Annotated in this window: 17 protein-coding genes; 10 read left to right on the top strand and 7 right to left on the bottom strand. The window is 51.1% G+C overall.

Annotation, left to right across the window (positions count from 1 at the left end; genetic code table 11):
- Window positions 1–46: 46 nt before the first annotated feature.
- On the bottom strand, window positions 47–268 hold the full coding sequence (locus ACQ0MK_RS05950) for an FAD-dependent oxidoreductase (RefSeq protein WP_430475242.1): 222 nt from the start codon (window positions 266–268) through the stop codon (window positions 47–49).
- 449 nt (window positions 269–717) lie between these two features.
- Between ACQ0MK_RS05950 and ACQ0MK_RS05945 the strand changes: the two genes are divergently transcribed.
- Genes ACQ0MK_RS05945 through ACQ0MK_RS05935 form a run of 3 tightly spaced genes read left to right on the top strand, consistent with a single transcriptional unit; the run spans window position 718 to window position 5,714 of the window.
- Complete coding sequence (locus tag ACQ0MK_RS05945; RefSeq protein WP_430475241.1) at window positions 718–2,565, top strand: EAL domain-containing protein; 1,848 nt, start codon at window positions 718–720, stop codon at window positions 2,563–2,565.
- Entirely contained in the window at window positions 2,562–4,298 is a 1,737-nt protein-coding gene (locus tag ACQ0MK_RS05940) for a sensor domain-containing diguanylate cyclase (RefSeq protein ID WP_430475240.1), read from the top strand. Before ACQ0MK_RS05945 ends, ACQ0MK_RS05940 begins: the two co-directional genes overlap by 4 nt.
- A 12-nt stretch (window positions 4,299–4,310) precedes the next feature.
- A complete protein-coding gene (locus tag ACQ0MK_RS05935; protein ID WP_430475239.1) occupies window positions 4,311–5,714 on the top strand; it encodes a DUF2336 domain-containing protein in 1,404 nt (467 codons plus the stop codon).
- A 41-nt stretch (window positions 5,715–5,755) separates the two neighbouring features.
- Here the strand turns inward: ACQ0MK_RS05935 and ACQ0MK_RS05930 are convergent, their stop codons facing one another.
- Window positions 5,756–6,187, bottom strand: coding sequence for a GNAT family N-acetyltransferase (locus ACQ0MK_RS05930; protein WP_430475238.1), 432 nt, complete (start codon window positions 6,185–6,187; stop codon window positions 5,756–5,758).
- 123 nt (window positions 6,188–6,310) lie between these two features.
- On the bottom strand, window positions 6,311–6,562 hold the full coding sequence (locus tag ACQ0MK_RS05925; protein ID WP_430475237.1) for a sulfurtransferase TusA family protein: 252 nt from the start codon (window positions 6,560–6,562) through the stop codon (window positions 6,311–6,313).
- Window positions 6,563–6,682: 120 nt separating this feature from the next.
- Between ACQ0MK_RS05925 and ACQ0MK_RS05920 the strand changes: the two genes are divergently transcribed.
- From ACQ0MK_RS05920 to ACQ0MK_RS05910, 3 genes are all read left to right on the top strand, one after another.
- Window positions 6,683–7,606, top strand: coding sequence for a sulfite exporter TauE/SafE family protein (locus tag ACQ0MK_RS05920; RefSeq protein WP_430475236.1), 924 nt, complete (start codon window positions 6,683–6,685; stop codon window positions 7,604–7,606).
- 35 nt (window positions 7,607–7,641) lie between these two features.
- The gene (locus tag ACQ0MK_RS05915; RefSeq protein WP_430475235.1) at window positions 7,642–8,370 is read left to right on the top strand and encodes a TIGR02186 family protein; all 729 of its coding nucleotides are present in this window, start codon (window positions 7,642–7,644) and stop codon (window positions 8,368–8,370) included.
- 253 nt (window positions 8,371–8,623) lie between these two features.
- Window positions 8,624–9,127, top strand: coding sequence for a universal stress protein (locus ACQ0MK_RS05910; protein ID WP_430475234.1), 504 nt, complete (start codon window positions 8,624–8,626; stop codon window positions 9,125–9,127).
- 95 nt (window positions 9,128–9,222) lie between these two features.
- Here the strand turns inward: ACQ0MK_RS05910 and ACQ0MK_RS05905 are convergent, their stop codons facing one another.
- Both ACQ0MK_RS05905 and ACQ0MK_RS05900 read right to left on the bottom strand, forming a co-directional pair.
- Entirely contained in the window at window positions 9,223–11,628 is a 2,406-nt protein-coding gene (locus ACQ0MK_RS05905) for a tetratricopeptide repeat protein (protein WP_430476005.1), read from the bottom strand.
- Between the two features lie 298 nt (window positions 11,629–11,926).
- On the bottom strand, window positions 11,927–13,009 hold the full coding sequence (locus ACQ0MK_RS05900) for a saccharopine dehydrogenase family protein (RefSeq protein ID WP_430475233.1): 1,083 nt from the start codon (window positions 13,007–13,009) through the stop codon (window positions 11,927–11,929).
- Between the two features lie 165 nt (window positions 13,010–13,174).
- Here ACQ0MK_RS05900 and ACQ0MK_RS05895 point away from each other — a divergent pair, with 165 nt between their 5' ends.
- From ACQ0MK_RS05895 to ACQ0MK_RS05885, 3 genes are all read left to right on the top strand, one after another.
- The gene (locus tag ACQ0MK_RS05895; RefSeq protein WP_430475232.1) at window positions 13,175–13,612 is read left to right on the top strand and encodes an Lrp/AsnC family transcriptional regulator; all 438 of its coding nucleotides are present in this window, start codon (window positions 13,175–13,177) and stop codon (window positions 13,610–13,612) included.
- 45 nt (window positions 13,613–13,657) lie between these two features.
- Window positions 13,658–15,508 carry an adenylate/guanylate cyclase domain-containing protein gene (locus tag ACQ0MK_RS05890; protein WP_430475231.1) on the top strand — a complete coding sequence of 617 codons (1,851 nt, stop codon included), beginning with the start codon at window positions 13,658–13,660 and terminating at the stop codon, window positions 15,506–15,508.
- Window positions 15,509–15,632: 124 nt separating this feature from the next.
- Complete coding sequence (locus ACQ0MK_RS05885; protein WP_430475230.1) at window positions 15,633–17,489, top strand: adenylate/guanylate cyclase domain-containing protein; 1,857 nt, start codon at window positions 15,633–15,635, stop codon at window positions 17,487–17,489.
- Window positions 17,490–17,593: 104 nt separating this feature from the next.
- Here ACQ0MK_RS05885 and ykgO read toward each other — a convergent pair whose 3' ends face one another.
- Together ykgO and ACQ0MK_RS05875 are read right to left on the bottom strand one after the other, a co-directional pair.
- Window positions 17,594–17,719 (bottom strand): type B 50S ribosomal protein L36, encoded by a 126-nt coding sequence (ykgO, locus tag ACQ0MK_RS05880; protein ID WP_007090004.1) that lies wholly within the window; start codon window positions 17,717–17,719, stop codon window positions 17,594–17,596.
- Window positions 17,720–17,867: 148 nt separating this feature from the next.
- Complete coding sequence (locus tag ACQ0MK_RS05875; RefSeq protein ID WP_430475229.1) at window positions 17,868–18,914, bottom strand: methyltransferase domain-containing protein; 1,047 nt, start codon at window positions 18,912–18,914, stop codon at window positions 17,868–17,870.
- Between the two features lie 184 nt (window positions 18,915–19,098).
- On the opposite strand from ACQ0MK_RS05875, the gene ACQ0MK_RS05870 reads away from it, so the two are divergent.
- Window positions 19,099–20,454: a DnaJ domain-containing protein gene (locus ACQ0MK_RS05870; RefSeq protein ID WP_430475228.1), complete on the top strand. Its 1,356-nt coding sequence runs from the start codon at window positions 19,099–19,101 to the stop codon at window positions 20,452–20,454.
- Window position 20,455: the final 1 nt, after the last annotated feature.

Here is a 20,455-nt window from a genome sequence, read left to right as displayed (position 1 = left end):
TCTTATGATTCTTCATCAATGATGAATTCTGCGGCACGAAGCCCCGTCATATAGGCCCCGTGTGTCGTTCCAGCATAATCAAAATCGTATGTTCCCCCGCAAGAATCAGTCGATTTTCTATTGGTTCCCCAAGATCATCAAAATCTGACTTGGTGGTACCTGCCCCCACTTCAAAAGGTGCGCCCATAGACCAATCGGTAAGCAACCGCCCGCCGATATGAGGCTTGGCTTCCAACACGGTTAGCTTGGCCCCGTGTTGGCGCAACATGTTTGCCGCGCCCAACCCGGCTATCCCGGCACCAAAAACCCGTTTTTAAATTGATGCTCAATTGCCGAACTTCAAGCCACGCTCTCTTTCGTACTATTATAATCTTTGCAAGATATGCTGATCTGCCTTCCCCATAAATCTCTAATATTTAATTTCACTCATAGACAGTGCCTTTCAATCATCGACACTCAGTGCCATCTAAATTTTGATGATCACCTTATGTATCGGTAAAAAGCGCATAGACCTAGATATCGTCAGGATTTCTCAAGCCATTTAGGCCCACAAAACCGCCGGTTTTCCCAGTTCAATAAATTTCGATTAGATACGGGGCGGATTTTTTTGGCATATCAAGTGCAAATCCTTCATATCCTTAGTAAGATCGCAAGTTACGAAAGACTGCGAACACTGCAGCACACGAAGATCAGGCGGCTTTAGATGACGGTTCACAAATGACAGACAGCACCGGGTATTCTGCGGAAACAAACGACCAGGACCTTTTGGCGGCCATGGCGTTCTGCTGGGCAGATATGCTGCTTGAAGTCGATGAAAACGGCTACATCCTGTTTGTCGCCGGTGCGACCGAAAGCCTGTTGGGCTGCACACCGGACCGTTTGATTGGTGAAGCACTTGAAAACATTGTCGTAAAATCAGAACGACCTTTGATGCGTGCGTATCTGCACACCAGCAACGGACTGAAACGGCTTGAAGAGCTTGATCTGGATTTTCAGGTTTTCGAAGCTGATGGCAGCCCGCTACAGGAACCCGTTCCTTTGTCGCTGAGCGGTTACATGATCGCCGACCCATCAAGCCGATATTACATTGCTGCCCGTCACCGTGCGATTCGCCCGCGAGCCCGTTCTGGCATAGACCGTATTATTCTGCAAAATGCAGTCATTCGACAAAACCAAAACGCAGATGCCCGCCATGCAGCAACCTTGACCGATAAGGCGACAGCCTCCTATCACAGCGAGGCCTTGGTCGTACTTGAAAACCTGGCAGCTTCACGTTCACAGGCCGAGACCGCTGCAACGAATGAACTCGCCCGCCTGATTGGCATTGGCGTCAAACAATTCGCACCATCCTTAAAGATCAATGCGTCCTCATCGCCTAAATCAATGAAAATCCACCCCGTTGACGAACCGATGATTGAACTTGAACGGCGCATTGTTGCATATGCCTCAGCATTACGTGCCGATCTTGAGGAACCGGTTCGCGATGGCTTGATGGCCTTGACCAATAGCGCGTCATCATCTGATTCAAACACGAAACGATCTGGTGCATCTGACCCGTTCGGCAGTGATTATGAAAGCGCACGCAACATTCATCATTTCGATGCTGAAAATAATGAAAATGATCGTGAAACCAATCTGACGCGTGCTGTTGCATATGCCCTGAACCGTATGCAACGCAAAGCGCAAAACGAAGTAACCGCGGCCCGCTTATCGGCCAGCCTGCCGCATTTGATTAATGAAACGCTGAAATCCGTACGCGCATTCCGCGAAATCGTCGAAAACGGGTCGTTTGCCGTCGCTCTTCAGCCAATTGTCCATCTTCATAGCCAGGAAATGCACCATTTCGAGGCCCTCGCCCGGTTTAACATCGGCAACAGCCCGCTTGCTGTCGATCAGATCATTCACTTTGCCGAAGGCACAGGACTGATCACTGAATTTGACTTGGCGATGTGCAGCAAGGTTCTGGATCACTTACGCGAGACCCCAGACAACATCCCCTTCCCGGTCGCAGTGAACCTTTCAGGACATTCACTAGAACAGGCCGGATTCCTGCCTGCATTGGTGGAACTTCTTGATCAATACGATATTGCACCACATAGGGTCTTGTTTGAAGTCACCGAAACGTCGCGTATCCGCGGACTTACCGATGTGAATAACGGACTGCAGATTTTGCGCAAACGTGGACATGAAATCTGTCTGGATGATTTCGGTGCCGGTGCCGCGAACTTTGAATATCTCAGTGCTTTGGATGTCGACATTATCAAATTTGATGGTGGTGCGATGCGCACAGCACTTGCAAATCCCAAGGGTCGCGCTTTCCTAAAGGCGACTGCCCTGCTTTGTCGTGACCTCGGCATCCACACCATTGCCGAAATGATCCATGATCAGGCCAGCTACGAAATGGTGCGTGATCTGGGCATTGATTATGGCCAAGGCTACCATCTTGGAGCGCCAGTCACGATTGGCAACAAAGGTGGCTATGACAAAGCAAATGTCACAACAGCGACCGACACCTCTTTGGAAGAAAATATTGATGTCTCGGCCATAACAGGAGGACGCGCATGACTTCCCGTCACCCTGTCGACACCGCATCGTTAAGTGCTGACGCAATCGATGATCTGATCAGCTATGATGCCAGCGTTTTCACCCTTGATCCCAAAGTCATGGCACAGGCAGAAGCCCCCGTCATCGTCATGGATTCCCATGGGGTTCCGTTATTTGCCAATAAGAACGCTGTCGGGTTTGCCAAAGGCATCCGCGATGGTCTGTTCCCTGAAATTTATCAACTGATCCGCCGGACCCTGACCACTCCAGGTGGTGTGGTTGAGATGATGACTTTTGAAGTTCAGCGCGGCACTGCAACACTTGAACTGACCGCCCTTCCGACCGGTAGTAATCAGGTCATGATTTTGCCGCGTGACGTCAGCATGGATCGGAATTTACGCGAAGCCCTGATTGATTCGCGCCAAAGATATCGCGACATTGTCGAAGTCTCCTCGGCCTTTGCCTGGGAAACCGATGAAACAGGCAAGTTTGTTTTTGTCTCCCCACGCGGGGCATTGGGATATCGTGCAGATGATATCGTCGGGCGTTTCCCGCGCCACTTCCTGCTTGATACCGTTGATCAGGACAGTGAACACGTTTTCCGCAGTCAGAAAGCTGTCCGTGATGTACCGGTCTGGTTCCGTCGGTCAAACGGCAATGATGCCTGCCTGTCTGTGTCATCGACCCCTGTCTATTCACGCGAAGGACGCTGGACCGGCACCCGTGGTCTGGCCCATGACATCACCGAACAGCGCCGCCGCGAAAGCGAAGTTTCGACCGCACGAAACCGTGACCGCCTGATGACCTATATCGTGCGCACCATGCGTGACGAAATTGATCCTCTTATGGTTCTAAAAGGCGCATCCGAGGCCAGCACACGGGCACTTGCATGCTCAAACTGCGTGATTTTCAAACGCAATGACGAAACGGACGAACTCGATATTGCTGCTGGTGATGAAAGTAAGGATGCCTGTGAAATTGCCAAGCAGGCCCTAAGCCAACTGCAAAGCACGGAAGAACCGTTTGACGCCCAGATTGGCGAATACCGCATTTTTGCCCTGCGCTGCCATTACCACCAACGTAACAATGGCGCGGTGGTCTTTATGTTTAATGCCGATCACCCTGAACCAACGGATGGTGAACGTGCCATCATGACCGAGGTTTCAGATCAGGTCGGCATTGCCATTGAACAGGCGATCCAGCATGAACGCATTCTGACATTGTCACGCACTGACGGCATGACCGGGCTTCTGAACCGCCGCGCGTTCTTTGAAGAACTCAAACGCCGCCATAGCCGATTGCAACGCGCCGCCGAACCAGCATCCCTGATGTATGTTGATATGGACAACTTCAAACTGGTGAACGACATTCACGGTCATCAGACAGGTGATGAAGCCATCCTTGCCCTGACCCATGTGCTGCAAGACAATGTGCGCCCCGCTGATCTGGTCGCGCGACTGGGTGGTGATGAATTCGTTCTGTGGCTTGAAGGTGCCGATGTAAACGCTGCATCACGGCGTGCGAAGGTGCTGATGAAAGAAAGCGCTATTTTGACAAAATTTTCCGGCGACAAAGAACATCCGCTGGGCATATCTGTGGGGATCGCCGTTCACGAACCGTCTTCGAAAGAAGAATTACAGCATCTTGTACAACGCGCAGATCAAACCATGTATCAGGTCAAGAAACATGGCAAGGGTCGTTTTGGCATCGCTGCCGCACCCGGATCAGAAGATCCGGCAAAGATAGAAGATTAGGAGGAATACCCGATGAAGGGATTTTTGCAGCGGGTCTTCACCAAACGGCGCGAAACCCCGATTACCTATGACGAAGCCAAGGAAATGGCTGGAAGCCCGGACGCAGATATCCGTGGCAAGCTTGCACAGCGCCATGATACGCGCCCTGAAATCCTGTATTTCCTGGCAACAGACAACGATTCTTCTGTCCGTCGTCATATTGCAGCAAACGAAGCAACCCCGGTTCAGGCCGATGTTCTTCTGACCGATGATTCCGATGATAGCGTGCGTGGCAGTCTTGCTGAAAAAATCGCACATCTCTCGGCCGGTCTGACTCCAAATGAAACCGACAAACTACGCCGGATGACCTATGAGGCGCTTGATAAACTCGCGCGAGATCAGGCTGTCCATGTCCGTCAGGTAATTTCTGAAACTCTGAAAGACATTGCCGAAGCACCGCAGCCAATCATACAGCAACTTGCCCGTGATGCCGAAAGTGTCGTTTGCGGTCCGGTTCTGCAATATTCGCCGGTGCTCAGCGAAGAAGACCTTCTTGAAATCATCGAAGGCAGTTCGGGGCGTGGCGCGCTAAGCTTTGTCTCGCGCCGCCGGAATGTCGGCGAAAAACTTTCCGATGCCATTGCATCAAGCAGCGACAAGGATGCGATTTCGCACCTTTTGGGCAACAAATCGGCCCAGATTCGTGAAGAAACCCTTGATCAACTGATCGATCGTGCACCGGATTATCCTGAATGGCACGAACCATTGGTCGAACGTCAGCACTTACCGCCAACAGCGGCAGGAAAACTGGCCCGATTTGTTGCCGAAAACCTGATCAGCGTGCTTGAACGACGCAAGGACCTTAAAAAGGAACAGCTCGATGCTGTGCGCGAAGTCGTACAGCAACGCATCGCATCTGGTGAATTCGAAAAACGCGACGAAGCACCAGAAGAAGCCAAAAAACAAAAGGGCAAAAAGGCTGATAAAGCCGCAGCCACAGATAAAAGCGCCAAAGCTGGTACCCCTGCTGTCGGTAAAGCGGCCGCTGATGGCGAGGAAGAGGAAGAAGAGGAGCCCGCTTACGAAAGGGCCCTTGCACTTCACGCCAAGAAAAAGCTTACCGATAAGGAAGTTGCGAAGGCATTGGCTGCGAATGATATAAAATTTGCCCGTGCTGCCTTGTCGGTTTTGGCTGGCATAACGCCAGAAGCCGTTACCAAGGTGCTTAACACCCACTCGGCAAAGGGTGTCGTTTCATTGGCATGGAAGGCAGGCCTTCCGGCTGATCTTGCGGTAAAAATCCAAGTTAAACTTGGTCACGTCCCGCCAAGCCAGACACTCAATCCGCGCAACGGCAATCAATATCCGCTCAGTGAAGATGACATGAATTGGCAGCTTGAATTCTTTACCGGCATGGCGACAAGCGGCTTGCGTTAACTCTTAATAACAATCTGTAAGATTGCATGGAACGTCCTGCTTTACGCCGGGCGTTCCATCGAGATATGCGCAATCCCGTCCTCGTCATATTTATCACCAAATTGCACAAAGCCGAGACCTTGATAAAAATCGCGCAGATAAAGCTGTGCGTTCAAATAGATCGGCTTTCCGGCAAAACTATCGGCACAGGCTTCAATCGCACGCGCCATCAAGACGCGGCCAACGCCTTGTCCACGCAAAACCTCGCTTGTCACAACACGGCCAATCGCGGGTCTATCGCCCTGCGCTGCATGATCAGGATCCAGACCCGGACCAACAATGCGTGCCGCCGCAAGAACGTCATCTCCATCCCAAGCAAGAATATGCAGGCATACCGGATCAAGCCCGTCGATCTCGGGAAAAATGCATTCTTGCTCGATAATGAAAATCTGCTGTCGCAATTTTAGCAGGCTATAGACCTGAAGGGGTGACATATCCTCAAAACGGCATATCACCCAATTCAGATTGTTCCGCGTTTCTGGCATCTAGGAATCTCTATCTTGGATAGAAATATAAGGACATTGAAATATCCAAAGAGGCTAACGGGGGACGGTTACTTACGCGCCCGTCTTTTCGATGTGATAGACAAAAACACCGTCTTCCTCTTTCGAGGAGACCAGCCGATTACCCGTCATCTCGCAGAAGGCTTTCATATCAGCAACAGACCCGGGATCGGTTGCCATCACTTTTAGAATGCCCCCGTCAGGAACATCGCGCAGAAACTTCTTTGCCTTAAGCACCGGCATTGGGCATATCAACCCCCGTGCATCAAGAATAACATCGTAAGTATCACTTGAAGATGACGTCATGAACGACCTTATAAAAAAAACGAATTTGGTCTGAGATAGTGCCATTTGGCGATTGTTGCATTTGCACAATATGTTAGACTGAATAATAACAATCAATCAAACGCTGTTAGCCTCCCCAAGATGCAAATCTATCTCCCGATTGCCGAAATATCGGTAAATATATTCCTTATTCTGGGACTGGGCGGCGGGGTAGGCTTTTTGTCTGGCCTGTTTGGCGTTGGCGGGGGGTTTTTGATCACCCCGCTTTTGATTTTTTACGGTATCCCACCAGCAGTATCGGTTGCAACTGCCGCAAACCAGATTGTCGCATCATCGGTATCAGGCGTATTCGCCCATTGGCGGCGCGGAAATGTCGATTTGAAAATGGGCCTTGTGTTGTTGGCTGGCGGCATCGTCGGCTCAACGGTTGGTGTTTGGGTCTTTGCCTGGCTGCGGTCATTGGGGCAGATCGATCTTGTCATTTCGCTGTGCTACGTCATTTTCCTTGGCATTATTGGCGGCATGATGCTTGTCGAAGCAACCCATGCGATCTTCAAAACACGCCGCAAGGGTAGTGGCTTCCGACGTAGCAAAAAACACCAACACAGCTTCATCCACGGCCTGCCGTTCAAAATGCGGTTTTACCGGTCTGGTCTTTATATCAGTGCCCTTCTCCCGCTTGCCATCGGGTTCTTTGTCGGGATGCTGACCGCTTTGATGGGGGTTGGTGGCGGGTTCGTCATGGTGCCGGCAATGATTTATCTGCTCGGCATGCCAACCGGGGTTGTGATTGGCACATCCCTTTTCCAGATTATTTTCGTGACGGCGAACGTTACCTTCCTACAATCGGTCCAAACCCAAACCGTTGATGTTGCCTTGGCGATCCTGCTTTTGATCGGCGGCGTCATTGGCGCACAGTTTGGCGCGCAGTTTGGCGCACGATTAAAAGCCGAACATTTACGCGCCCTTCTTGGGCTACTGGTTTTATCGGTTTGTCTGAAACTTCTGTTTGATTTGGTGATTGAACCAAGTGAACTTTATTCGATTATGCCGGGGAACCTGTAATGGTAGCTTCCTTGCACAAATCAATGATCGTTTGTTTGACTGCCTTCGTTTTCTATGCCCTGGGCCACACGCCAAAATCTGCGTCAGCTGACCCGCTTGTCGTTGATTTGTCCAACCATCTTGTGGCGATTACAACAGGCTTTACCGGAACCGATGTTTTGCTGTTTGGCGCGGTTCAGAATGAAGGCGATGTCATTGTCACGGTGCGTGGTCCCGATCAGGACATGATCGTCCGTCAGAAAGAACGCAAAGTCGGCATCTGGATAAACAGTGACAGTGCGCGTTACAAAAACGTACCGGCCTATTATGCCAGCGCATCCAATCGCCCGATCGAGATTATTGCACAGGCAAATGTCCTCAAAGACTATCGCATCGGCTTGGAACATCAGCGGTTCATTGCGGAAAGCGGAACCACCGAAATAGACCAGAAAGTTTATCGCGAGGCGCTGGTACGCAATATGCAAAATGCAGGCTTGTTCAATCGCCGTCCGGCCAAGATCAGTTTCCTATCAAACCAACTGTTTCGAACCGATATTCATTTTCCTGCAAACACCCCAACGGGCACATATACGATCAATGTGTATCTGATCCGTGACGGTCGCATTGCCAGCGTTAAAACCACGCCGCTGGTAGTTTCCAAAACAGGTGTCAGTGCCGCGGTTTATGACTTCGCCCACCGTTATTCTGCATTGTACGGCATTATCGCTGTCATCATCGCGATCATCGCGGGCTGGGTCGCAAGCGTTGCCTTCCGCAAAAGTTAATCTACATCCTTTGGCGTGATCCCATCCGATTAAGTCCGCCCCACATTCCATTAAAATCAGTCTGATGCGCTTTGTGCATTCGCACATGCGGCATTATTTGCTGCAATCGCAAATGATAAATCTTTGTCGATGTTCATAAAAACAACTTGGAAACAAACCACAATTTACGGCACACTTTGCTGATCCGGCATGTGGACGCGCCCCATATACACGTCCATATGGACCGGACAAGGAAACCATTTTGAGAAGCCATATGACGTCATACGATGCCGATCAGGAACTCCGCGCCACGTCCAACCGGACATTTCTTGTTGTTGTCGATAACAGCGACGAAATGACCAAGGCACTTCGCTATGCCTGCCGCCGGGCACAGCATACTGGCGGACGCGTCGCCCTGCTCAGTGTTATTGAACCTGCTGAATTCCAACACTGGATGGCGGTTGGTGACCTTATGAAAGAAGAGGCCCGCGACGAAGCCGAGGCCCGCGTCAATGAACTTGCCGCCTATGTCCATGAACAAACCGGCTCCATGCCGCTTTTGTTCATCCGCGAAGGCCGCTTAAAGGATGAATTGCTGACGCTGCTTGATGAAGAAGAACAGATTTCCATTCTTGTTCTTGCCGCAGGCACCACGTCAGAAGGTCCCGGCCCTCTGATCACGGCCCTGACCAAAAGCGACACGGTCGGGCAACTTCGCCTGCCGCTGACGATTGTACCCGCCGCCTTGTCAGAAGCTGATATTGACGCTCTCAGCTAAATTCCGTCTCAAAATCCCCAACATAAAAGCCAACCAAGTGCAGCGGCAAAGTGCCTATACACGGGTTGGCTTTTTTCATGGGAATCTTGGGGAAATCAGATCACTTTGTCTGCTGGAACAGCAACACCTTGATCAAGGAACTGCATATAGGCATCAAAGGATGATTTTTGGCCAAACAGGATGTGCGATCGGCTTTTGATCGCATGCGACACCACAGACCGGCGGCGTTTATCTGTTGCCAAGGTCAATGCCGTATCAACGAAATCTGCTGAATGATAGGCCACACAATCAAACACCGAAATTTGACGGTAACAGGTATGACTGCGCCGTGAACGTGCAGCACTTCCCGGCAAAGTTACAAGTGGCACACCAAGCCCAAGGCAATCAAACGCCAACATCGCATCGTTCCAGGCCGGGCTTTCAAGAACAACATCCACCGCACATAGAAGCGACAATAGGTCTGATCGGTTCCGCACCGTGACAAACCGCATCCGGCCTGCCACATCGGCGTAATTGACTGCAAACCGGCGTCCCCACGCAGCATCCCAACTATCGCGTTCTGGCGCGATCAGCAAAAGTTCCGCCGTTTCATCAAGCCGCAGAATTTCCGCGATCAAAGGATCAAATTCAGCCGTGAGAACATCCAAAGGCTGCGGACAAAGATACGTGTTGCGATCCTGTGCCAGACGCCAGCGGCGCTGAAGTTCACGTGGCGTCATGTCGACATTTTCAGGCGGGCTTGCATTGACAAAAAGCCCCGGCAACCGGATCAGCTTTTCGCTAAATCGCTTTTCCCCACCGGCTGTTTCCCAGTCTTCTGCAATCAAATGATAATCAATATTTGACAGACCACTGGTCGCGGCAATGCCCCCACCCGAAATCTGAAGCGGCGCCAAACGCCAGCTTGCCAGCATCATGGTATAGGCATCCGACTGCGGATCAACATAATGCAAGACATCAAGATCAAGCCCGGCAATTACCCGTGCGGAATGCAAGGGATCAAGGGGCAAGGGCACAACAAGATCAGCATGATCGTCGATCCGTGCCGTAATATCGTCTTCGCCTGTTGGGGGGCGAATGATGGTGACATCGAACCGGTCACGGTCAATGGCGTCCGCAAGACCAACAATCCAGCGGCCAATGCCATTATCACGCATATTGGACGACACAATCCCAAGACGGATTTTACCACCTTTGCGTTCTTTGGATCGGCTGACTTCCGGCACATCATAGCCCGAAACCAAGCGTTCCCAATAATGGCCCACTGCGCGAAGTTGCTTGTCACCTTCCGGGCGCAAGGCCGCACGCCAAACAGGCGGGAAACGCGTTAAAATGATCGGATCAATCCGGTCGGTTCCAACGAACTCCAGATCCGGTTCAATCGCATCTTCATCAAGCGTATCGTCCAAAAGATCCCGAACGACTTCATCATTCTGGGCCGCAAGGTTGCTTGGTACCGGCGCAAACAGCAAACGACGTGCTGTGCGAAATAATGTGGTATTTTGACCCGCAGAAATTTTACGATCAATGCCGTTTTGCAAAACCGATTGTGCGGATTCTGTATCGCCTTCTTCGGCAAGTTCGACCGCCAGACGAAATACCGCGTCATCGCCACCACCCGCACCAATGGCTGCCCCAAACCGTTCAACCGCCTCACCATGACGACCAACAAGGCTTAGTGCCTCCCCCATCATCAACAGCAATTGCGGATCTTTCGGGTGCTTAACCATAAGCGGTTCAAGCGCACCGATTGCTTCAGTCCCCTGCCCGACACGAAGGTTAAGCATCGCCAATGTCCGGCGGGCACTTTCGTCATCGGGATCAAGGGCCAAGACCTGTCGCAAGCAATGCTGCGCACCGGCGAACTGACCAAGACGAAACAGCGCGTCGCCATAGGCACTCAGCGCACGTTGATGCCCCGGCTCAAGCGTTAAGGCACGGCGCAAAGGTTCGCTTGCCGAAACCGTACGTCCCTGATCAAGGCGAATTTGGCCAATCAAAACCAACGCATTGACAATATCATCGCGCATTTTAAGCGCGGTCATACAGGATTTTTCAGCCCCATTGATATCGCCCATCGCATATTGGCAGGCGGCAAAATTGGCATGAATTTCGGCAACATCAGGGGCCATCTCCAACGCACGTTCGTAATTTTCGCGTGCGTTGTCCAATTCGTCTAACTGGCGATAGGTATTGGCAATATTGCAATAAAGGGCCGGTGCATCCGGACACAGCCGAATAGCGCGTTTAAACGCCCCCACTGCATCGCGAAGCTTGCCAATCGATTTTAAGGCTTGTGCATGGTCATGCTGAATTTCGGCACTATTGGCATCGGCAATTGCCGCCCGTCCCATCCGTTCTGCCGCCAGCGTCTGGTTCCCCTGACGCATCGCGACCAACCCGGCCAAATGCATGGCTTCTGCCGCTTGCGGATAGCTACGGGTCATTGTGCGGCAGGCTTGTTCAGCCTCCGCAAGCTGGCCTGATTCATACAAACCCAACGCAGATCGGTAAATGGCGGCGAAATCAGACAAGGAATACCTATTGCCATACGTGAATTTAATTGCGGGTCAACCATAACGCCCAAGCGTTAACAAACCACGTCTTTGCCACAAATTTTCCGCCATGACCATGGATCAGCGCCCCCGTGGGCCTTTGTCGATCAACGCAGAAGTAAGCCCACAGAATTTTGGATGAAACGCAGCTTACTAAACACCTAGAAACAAACAAAAATCCCCCGGATAGGTTCCGAGGGATTTTTAGTTTACCTACGCCAACTTTTGGCCTTAGGAACTCGTTTTAACGATTTGCTTCGTAATAACGGCCGAACCTGTTGCCAAGAAGGTCATCTAGTTTGACTTCTTCCTGACGCACATAGCCTACCCCCGGCAACGTTCGGGTCAAAACCATATCCATCACGGCGCAAAGCCCGGCAGATGTCGTGATCTGGATTGCTGACCAGTTTTTACCACCAATTTCAGTGCCGTGAACTTTGCGGATGAAATTTTCTTCGCACAGCTCGCCATCGCGGGTACCAATTGCATCGGCGAAAATTACGATCACATCCTGCTGTGTCACCGGAAGTGCGTTTTCAAAAATTTCTTTCATCATATCAGGGCGTTCACCCAAGCGCAGATCTTCAATCAGGATTTTCAGGATTTCCTGATGCCCGGGATAGCGCACAGTTTTGTAATCAAGATTATCAACCTTACCTTCAAGCATGTCGCACAATGCGCCAACACCGCCTGATGTATTAAAGGCCTCATACTCCGTGCCATCGATTGTAAAGCGCTCATAGCCTTCTAGCGGCAACACTTCGACCCGTTTGCCATTCAGGATCGCTTCACACGGATTGAGATATTCATTGATCAGCCCATCGGTCGACCATGTCAGATTGTATTTCAAACGGTTGGTCGGATTCTGCGGCAAGGCACCCACACGCAAACGCAGCTTTTTAACCGTATCAAACCGCTTGAACAGATCATGCGCAGCAATTGAAATAAAGCCCGGCGCCAGACCACATTGCGGCACAAATGCCCCATCAGCACCCTTGGAAATTTCGCGAATTGCGCGGGTGGTTTCGACATCTTCCGTCACGTCAAAATAGGATGCACCAACTGCACGTGCCACACGGGAAATCGCCACATTCAGATAAAACGGACAGGTCGACAATATTGCATCATGACCTGTTGCAATCTCGGTCAAGGCAGCCTCATCGGTAACATCAACCTTTATCAGGGTTGCGGCATGATCTTGCGCGCAATATTCCAGCATATCGCCATTGGCATCGGCCAAGGTTACCGCGTAATCGCCGCTTTCATTAAGCATCACGGCTGCCATACGTCCGATTTTACCGGCACCAAGAATCAAAATCTTTTTCATTTTTAGAACTCCCAGACAAACAGTCGGGATGGGACAAACAACCCTATCCGCCCTGATAATGTTGTTGTTTTTGACCTATTTATCCTCCGCCTCTGGACTAACGCTTTCAACCCGGCAATACTGTGAAAATACTTGAATAACCCGTCATTTTTATGGGTGCTGCCGATGAAACGTCAGCTTGATGAAACCGACCGCCGCCTGATTGCAAGATTGCAGGAAAATGCCCGCATCCCGACCGCGGCACTTGCCCGTGACGTTGGGCTATCACGTAGTGCGGTTCAGGAACGCTTGGAAAGACTGGAAAAATCGCAAACCATCGTGGGATATACGGTGCGGCTTGGGGACAATGCCCGTCCGTTTTTGCTTGCTGAAGTCATGATCCAGCTCGAACAAAAACAATCCGCCGGTGTTGTCGGCGCATTACAAAAAATCCCGTACTGTATTCGCTGCCTTGCCATTTCCGGCGAATATGACCTGATTGCCGAGGTTGCCGCCAATACCCCCGAAGAACTGGATGCCGTATTGGACCGGATCGGGGAACTATCAGGAATAAAACGCACTTCAAGTTCAATCATCCTTTCCACCAAATTCGATCGCCGCTAAGATACCCTAAAGGTTGGGGAACCTATTTTCGGAAAGAAACACTGAGTGAGATCAAAACGCAGATATTCTGTCCTTTCCGTCCTGTTGGCTGGCTTCATTAGCACCAGTGTCTTCGGCGTCGGTCTTTCCCTTTATGTCGGCCTTGGGACTGCCATAGAAAACACCCGAAATCTTTGGGTCATGCTGGCGAATATTGACCTGACATCAGTTCAGCGCACCATGAATGAGCGCATGAACGAGGTGGATGAACGATCCGACTGGGTCGCCCAACAGGTCGCTGAAGGATCCCTTGATCCAAGCTTTCAATATGGTTGGACCAATGCCATGCGTGCGCTTGCGGCGGCAGGCATGGATGTCATGGCCTATGGGTTGATTACCGGTGAACGGCAATTTATCGGCTTTAATCCCGAAGATATGAGCGACATCCGCCGCACCCTGCCCGCTGACGACATGCTGTTCTCCGAACTGGCGCAAATCCGCGGCCCGATCACCAATCGCACCGGCTTTCCGCGCTGGGACCCGTATTTCAACCGCACCGTTCTGACAAACTGGGTGCCGTTATTCTATGACGGGCACTATGTTGGCACCTTCATTCAATATCTATCACTCTCCAACCTGTCAGACAGCTTGCTAAGAGGGCGTGAAAACCTGCCGGGCACTCCGTTTATCCTGATCGCTGGCAACCGCGTCATGGCGCATCCACGCCTGCGGGACTGGGGCGAGAACACAGCAAATGCCCTGATCAATGGTGCAGACATAGCACGCAGCCCGATCCCCCTGCCGACCATTCATGACATTGGTGATCCGGTTCTTGCCAATCTGGGCAAATCCGAGAACATCAAAAACGATCAGAACGACACGCGTCAGAATGGCGGCCTCAAGCTGTCCGGCCTTGATCTTGATGATGGATATCACCTGATCGTAACCCGGCAGGTCCTGGACGCGCCGATTTCGCCAGTAGTTATTGGCATGCATTTCGACGAACGACTATTTGATGACGAATGGGACCGTCTTGTTCTAGCGTCTATTCTTGGTGGTGGTGTTCTCGTACTTGCGATTCTGGTTGCGATCTTTATGTCCAAACAGTTCACCAAACCAATTCGGCGATTTGCTGCAGCCGCGCGCGCGTTTGAAGATGAAGACATCGCATCTGTTGACGTCCCGCAACTCGTAGGAAGTCGCATACGCGAATATGACGATGCCGCCCGGTCGTTCAATAATATGATGATGGCTGTTCATGACCGTGAACGCATCACCAGCCTGTTTGGTAAGTTTGTTCCGCAATCAATTGCCAAGAAACTTCTGGCATCAGGCAATGACTCCGGGGTCTTGCCCCCTCAACAATCAGAAGCAACCGTTCTGTTTATTGATATCGCTGGTTTTACAACCATGTGTGAGGCACTTGATCCTAACCAGATTATTGCAATGCTAAACGACTATTTCGACTGTGCGACGCAAATCATCGAATCCCATGGCGGCATCATCACCCAGTTCCAGGGCGATGCAATTCTTGCGGTTTATAACGTATTTGATGATCTTGAACATCATGCCGACGCGGCACTTGATAGCGCCATCGCGCTCCAACGCGAAGTCAAAACCAGAACCTTTGAAGGGTTGAACGTCGAGATACGCTGTGGGGTCAATACCGGCTCGATGGTTGCAGGGAATGTGGGGGCCAAGGCCCGCCTTTCCTTCACCGTTCACGGTGATGCCGTCAACACGGCCTCGCGCTTGGAACAGGAAAACAAGGTTCTTCACACCGATATTCTGATTTCCGAAACCACACGGGTTTTGCTTGTAGAACCGGACCGGGTAATCAAAGCAGGTGAAGTCCTATTGCGCGGTCGCCATAGCATGACGGGACTTTATACTGTCCCGTCTGAGCAAATTAAGTAAGGAGAATGCCCAATATGGGCGTTCTCCTTTTTGAAGTCATTGTTGCATAAAGTAACGGGCACAATTGGCCATAACCGGAATGAGAAAGATTCCACAATGGCCTACCAATCCCAGGGGAACTTTAATGGCACGACGTCAACGACGCCTTTCAATTTTCGCTGTATTGCTCAGTGGGGTACTCCTAAGCAGCGTTGGCGGCGTTGGCCTGTCGCTTTATTTCGGCGTGCAAACGACGATTGAAAACACCCGCGACCTTTGGATCACCATGACCAGCGCTGATCTTGCCAAGGCTGAACGTGCTGTCGAAAATCGCATTAATCGTCTTGCCAACCGCAATAGATGGATTGCCTCTAAAATCGCAGAAGGACAAGTTGATCCCAAAACCCCTTCCTTCTGGATCGATAATATTTCTTCGCTTATTGCCAGTGAAACTGACATTGCTGCGATTGGATTGACGACACCCGATGGCGATTTTTTTGGTTATGATCCAAAAACACATCAGTTTTTGAACACACAAGCGGACCTTCTTGATGGCATTCTTGCAGCACAGTTCCCGCTTTTTGGTCCGGGGCCAAGCCAAACCCTGTTTCCATATTGGCAAAGCGCGCTTCGTCAGGTCGTTATCGGCGAAGCCATTCCCATTTTCCGAAACGGTGAATATCTTGGTCTATTGATCCAATACCTGACATTGCCCGGTTTGTCGCGAACCCTACCCGAACAGGAAAAAGGCGACGGACGTACGGCCTTTATCATCGTCGATGATCACATTATCGCCCATCCCAGCCTGTCAAACTGGCAACGGGTGAACATGCGTGCAGACGACAGTCCATTTGTCCCCAAAACCATCGAAGAAACCACAAGTGTCCTTCCACGCATTGATGACATTGGCGATACGGTCCTTGCGCAACGCGCACGCTGGCGCCCCGTGGATTTGGGCAATAGTCTTAAATACGCACTTGATCAGCGCCTTGATGTTTCTCAAGTCCAGATCAATTCGATCTACAGCATTATTGTTACCCGCGATGCACTGCAATCTTCGGCGGTACCGATTACATTTGGCATGCATTTCGAACCATCCATCTTCGAAACCGAAGGTCGTCGCATCGATAACTTGTTCATGATTGGTGCTGCGGTATTGCTCAGCGCACTGATCGGGGCAGCTGCCATTGCGCACTATTTCTCACGCCCGTTACGACGGTTCTCGTCTGCGACCCGGCAATTAGAGGACGGAGACCTTCGATCACTTCCCAAGCTCCCTTCAAGTATCATCACCGAGTTCAATGATGCCGCGACCTCCTTTAACCATATGGTCGCCACCCTTAATGACCGTGAACGCATCGGGCGGTTGTTTGGTAAGTTCGTGCCGGTGGCAATTGCCGAACAACTTCTGGCCTCGGAAAGCGATGCTGGCACAGTTGCGCCACGCAAATGCATTGCCAGTATCCTGTTCGTTGATTTGCAAGGCTTCACAAGCATGAGCGAAAAGGCAGACCCCCAAGACGTTGTTGATACCCTGAACGCCTATTTCGCCGATGCTACAGCCATTATTGAAAACAATCAGGGGATCATCACCCAATATCAAGGCGATGCAATTCTGGCCGTCTTTAATGCGGTTGGAGAATTACCTCATCATGCCGATGCTGCACTTGAAACCGCGATTTCGCTGCAGAAACTTGTTCATTCCAAACAGTTCAACGGAATAACCTTGCGCTGCCGTTGCGGGGTCAATACGGGCGAGTTGGTTGCAGGAAGTGTCGGCGCACCAGACAGACTGTCCTTCACCGTCAATGGCGATGCCGTCAATAGTGCGGCCCGCCTTGAAGCCATGAACAAGGAACTGGGCACGAAAATACTAATTGGGGAAAGTACGCGCAATCAACTAAGTGACCCGTCCCGCGCCTTTCTTGCCAAAGAAGTCCTGTTGCGTGGGCGCAGTGAAACGACGACCGTTTATACGGTTACGCTTGATGGCATTGATTAAAGCCTGAAATACAGCACCAGTCCCAAAGATACATAAAACAAAACGCCGCACTGGATAAACCGGTGCGGCGTTTTGTAAAACCTGCAGAAACAAGGTACCGGGAATTAACCCTGGCGAGCCTTGAAACGTGGGTTCTTTTTATTGATCACGTATACGCGGCCACGGCGGCGCACGATACGGCAGCCTTTTTCCCGCAGCTTAGCGGATTTCAATGAGTTCCGGATCTTCATAATCTTAAACCTTAGAAACTTGGCCCCTTCGAGGAAGCCGGAAAATAGAAGTACGACATGCCCCTGTCAACACTTAAAACAGGTTGCGGCGACAGAAAAAAGAACTTGTCCCGTCAAAGTCGCCTGCAGCAGTCAGAAACCTGAGCGATTAGTTGATCGTTGCGTAGAACCGATAAAAGGCCAGCGTTCCATTTTCAAGCATTTTTACGCGATTCATCCACATTTCCATCTCTGGAACCAAATAATCCATCACATCCGGGTCCAAACCGCTTTTCTGAATATCGGAAAGCATCGTCATCCACGCCAATTTGACATGCTTGAGATGCGTTTCCGACTCATCCTTGGCGATGCGGATATCACATTTTAAGGCGCCAAGCCGTGATTTATATTCCTGCGCTGTCCACGGAAACAGTTCATCATCTTCAAGTTTGGACCAATTAGCCAGCTCCGCATCATCAAGATCACGAGTCAGAACATAATCCGTCAAAAGAATCTGCCCATGCTCACGCAATGTACCGGTTAGAGACTCAAGGAATGTTGTTTTCTCGGGAATCTTGAATAATTCCCCAAACGAATAGACAACGTTGAAATAGCCTTTGCGCAATTCCGGCTGCAACGGATCGAATGTCTGAACCGGCACCTTTTTCTGAACCCCAGTCTGAACAGAGCGTTCCATTCCAAGGAGTGCAAGTTCGCCATCCTGTTCAAAAGCTGTCACCCACACGCCCAATCGATCGGCCAGAATACGGGCAACCCCGCCAAGCTTCGCGCCAATCTCAAGACAGCTAAGCGTTTCATCTAGCGCAAGCGGCTTTGCCAGCTCAAGCGCGTATTCATGTCCACCCGGAAGCATAATCCCGCGATCAAACAGCTTGTCATAAAGCCGTATACGTTCAGGCGGCCAACGGCCAATTTCTTCGTCAAGATCAAGATCTTCAAGCTCAGGTTCAACCGGGCGCGCCATATACATACGCATCTTGCGCAACCAGTCGGCATAGACATCTATTTCAAGCTGAAGCAGGTAATACTCTACCGGATCGTCATACCCTTCCCACTTGGCCCGCATGCGTGTGCCAAAGCCAAGATGATGGCCCGGCGGCATTTCAAACTCGGACGCTTCGCCCTCGGACATTTCGTCCTCTTCCGACATGTCGCCGTCTTCATCGACATTGCGTTGCCAAAATTTGAGTTTCAAGGCATCTACCTGTTTGTTCGAGATACGTGCTCAAGTGATTCTTGCAAAATATGGCAATTAGTCAAAAGTGACAACGTGTTAAGATTTCAACCATATGATTGCACCACATCATGCTGTCGCCAATATCGCGACCAGCTGAATTTTCGCGCTAGGAACCTCGTTAGGACAGGAATTTTCTTTCACCATGAACAATGACCGTCTCGGCATTTATTATCGCATGCTGAACATTGCACCGGGCGCGAGTGCAAAGGAAATCAAGCTCGCCTATCGTAAACTAGCGTTTGAATACCATCCTGATCGCAATACGAATGCGGATTCGGAAGACAAATTCAAAGACATCACCGAAGCTTACGAAATCCTGACGGGCGAACGCAAACCACCGGCACAGGCCGCAGGCAACGCAAAAAACTCTGCAAACAATGGTGCATCGGCCAAGCCTGGCAGCACAGGGTATGGACCGAATGCCGCCGGACCGCAGAATGCCAATCGCACCAAACAGGGGTTTGCCGGATCCGGGCGCAAAGCGGAAAAAGAAAAACCGACCACCGAAGACAAATTTGCCCGCGCCAATCAAGCTTACCGCGAACAACAGGCCAAGGCCAACACGCGCAAAAGCAACATTCACCCCGGTGCACGACGCCACAACCGCAAGAAAACGGACAGCAATGCCCAAGGGTTTATTCAGTGTGCAGTCACAGGCGTTGTTTCGGCCCAACCAAGACTGGTTGAATTTAAGATTGTCCGCGGATTTTTAAACAGGTCCCGCACCGAAACCATTTCGGCCAACCTCGCCCCCAAAGGGGCAAAGCGGATGGCATTGAAGGCCAGTTTCAAAACATGGATTCGTGGTTTTTGGGGCTGGCGCAGCTTCATCCCCGCATGGAAAGCCATCCTTGGCAATATGCGCGGCGGCACCTTCCCGCCCGAAGGCAATTCAAAGATGCTGTTTGTCCAGGCAACCGCGTTTGAGCGATCCGGCAACAAGCCCCTTGCCCGTGCAGTCCTGATGCAGGCACTTGATTTCATTGGCACCAACCGGTCTGTTCTTGCCGAGCAAATCCGCACAAGCTTGCGTCGACTAGAAGATGGCACTCCCACCCGCCGTGTTCGGGATGAATGGAAACGTGCAGGCATGTTTGATGCCTTAATGCATCTAAGCCCGCTATTTGTTCTGATTTTTGCCGCCCTGATTGCCTTTGGCCCGGGTCAGGGCTTTGTCACCCGTCAAATACCCGAACTGGTTGCTCACCAAAGCACTGAAATCACCCAACAGGTCAAACAGCTGATTGGGGAAGACCGCGATCCTTATTATGTCGACCGCGATTTCCTGAACATGCGCAAAGGCCCAAGCGTGAATGACAGTATCATTCGTCGCCTTACCCGTTTTGAAACGGTTTATATCGCCGGTGACAATAAGGATTTCTGGATTGAAATCGAAACATCCCTTGGCGAAACCGGCTTTGTAAACCTTGATGCACTGGTTCCGGGCAACGGAGCTACGGCGCGTGATACCTGGTGCACAACAAATAAATGCGACTGAC

Source organism: Thalassospira lucentensis (assembly GCF_050516545.1).
Lineage (GTDB): Bacteria > Pseudomonadota > Alphaproteobacteria > Rhodospirillales > Thalassospiraceae > Thalassospira > Thalassospira lucentensis_C.
This window is presented reverse-complemented; position numbering and strand designations above follow the sequence as displayed.

What these genes read in the sequence shown, in the direction of transcription:
- ACQ0MK_RS05910 (WP_430475234.1), top strand. Translation starts at nt 8,624, where the DNA reads ATGACGTCATACGATGCCGATCAGGAACTCCGCGCCACGTCCAACCGG.
- ACQ0MK_RS05925 (WP_430475237.1), bottom strand. Translation starts at nt 6,562, where the DNA reads ATGACGTCATCTTCAAGTGATACTTACGATGTTATTCTTGATGCACGG.
- ACQ0MK_RS05895 (WP_430475232.1), top strand. Translation starts at nt 13,175, where the DNA reads ATGAAACGTCAGCTTGATGAAACCGACCGCCGCCTGATTGCAAGATTG.
- ACQ0MK_RS05920 (WP_430475236.1), top strand. Translation starts at nt 6,683, where the DNA reads ATGCAAATCTATCTCCCGATTGCCGAAATATCGGTAAATATATTCCTT.
- ACQ0MK_RS05945 (WP_430475241.1), top strand. Translation starts at nt 718, where the DNA reads ATGACAGACAGCACCGGGTATTCTGCGGAAACAAACGACCAGGACCTT.
- ykgO (WP_007090004.1), bottom strand. Translation starts at nt 17,719, where the DNA reads ATGAAGATCCGGAACTCATTGAAATCCGCTAAGCTGCGGGAAAAAGGC.
- ACQ0MK_RS05935 (WP_430475239.1), top strand. Translation starts at nt 4,311, where the DNA reads ATGAAGGGATTTTTGCAGCGGGTCTTCACCAAACGGCGCGAAACCCCG.
- ACQ0MK_RS05870 (WP_430475228.1), top strand. Translation starts at nt 19,099, where the DNA reads ATGAACAATGACCGTCTCGGCATTTATTATCGCATGCTGAACATTGCA.
- ACQ0MK_RS05885 (WP_430475230.1), top strand. Translation starts at nt 15,633, where the DNA reads ATGGCACGACGTCAACGACGCCTTTCAATTTTCGCTGTATTGCTCAGT.
- ACQ0MK_RS05900 (WP_430475233.1), bottom strand. Translation starts at nt 13,009, where the DNA reads ATGAAAAAGATTTTGATTCTTGGTGCCGGTAAAATCGGACGTATGGCA.
- ACQ0MK_RS05930 (WP_430475238.1), bottom strand. Translation starts at nt 6,187, where the DNA reads ATGTCACCCCTTCAGGTCTATAGCCTGCTAAAATTGCGACAGCAGATT.
- ACQ0MK_RS05940 (WP_430475240.1), top strand. Translation starts at nt 2,562, where the DNA reads ATGACTTCCCGTCACCCTGTCGACACCGCATCGTTAAGTGCTGACGCA.
- ACQ0MK_RS05950 (WP_430475242.1), bottom strand. Translation starts at nt 268, where the DNA reads ATGTTGCGCCAACACGGGGCCAAGCTAACCGTGTTGGAAGCCAAGCCT.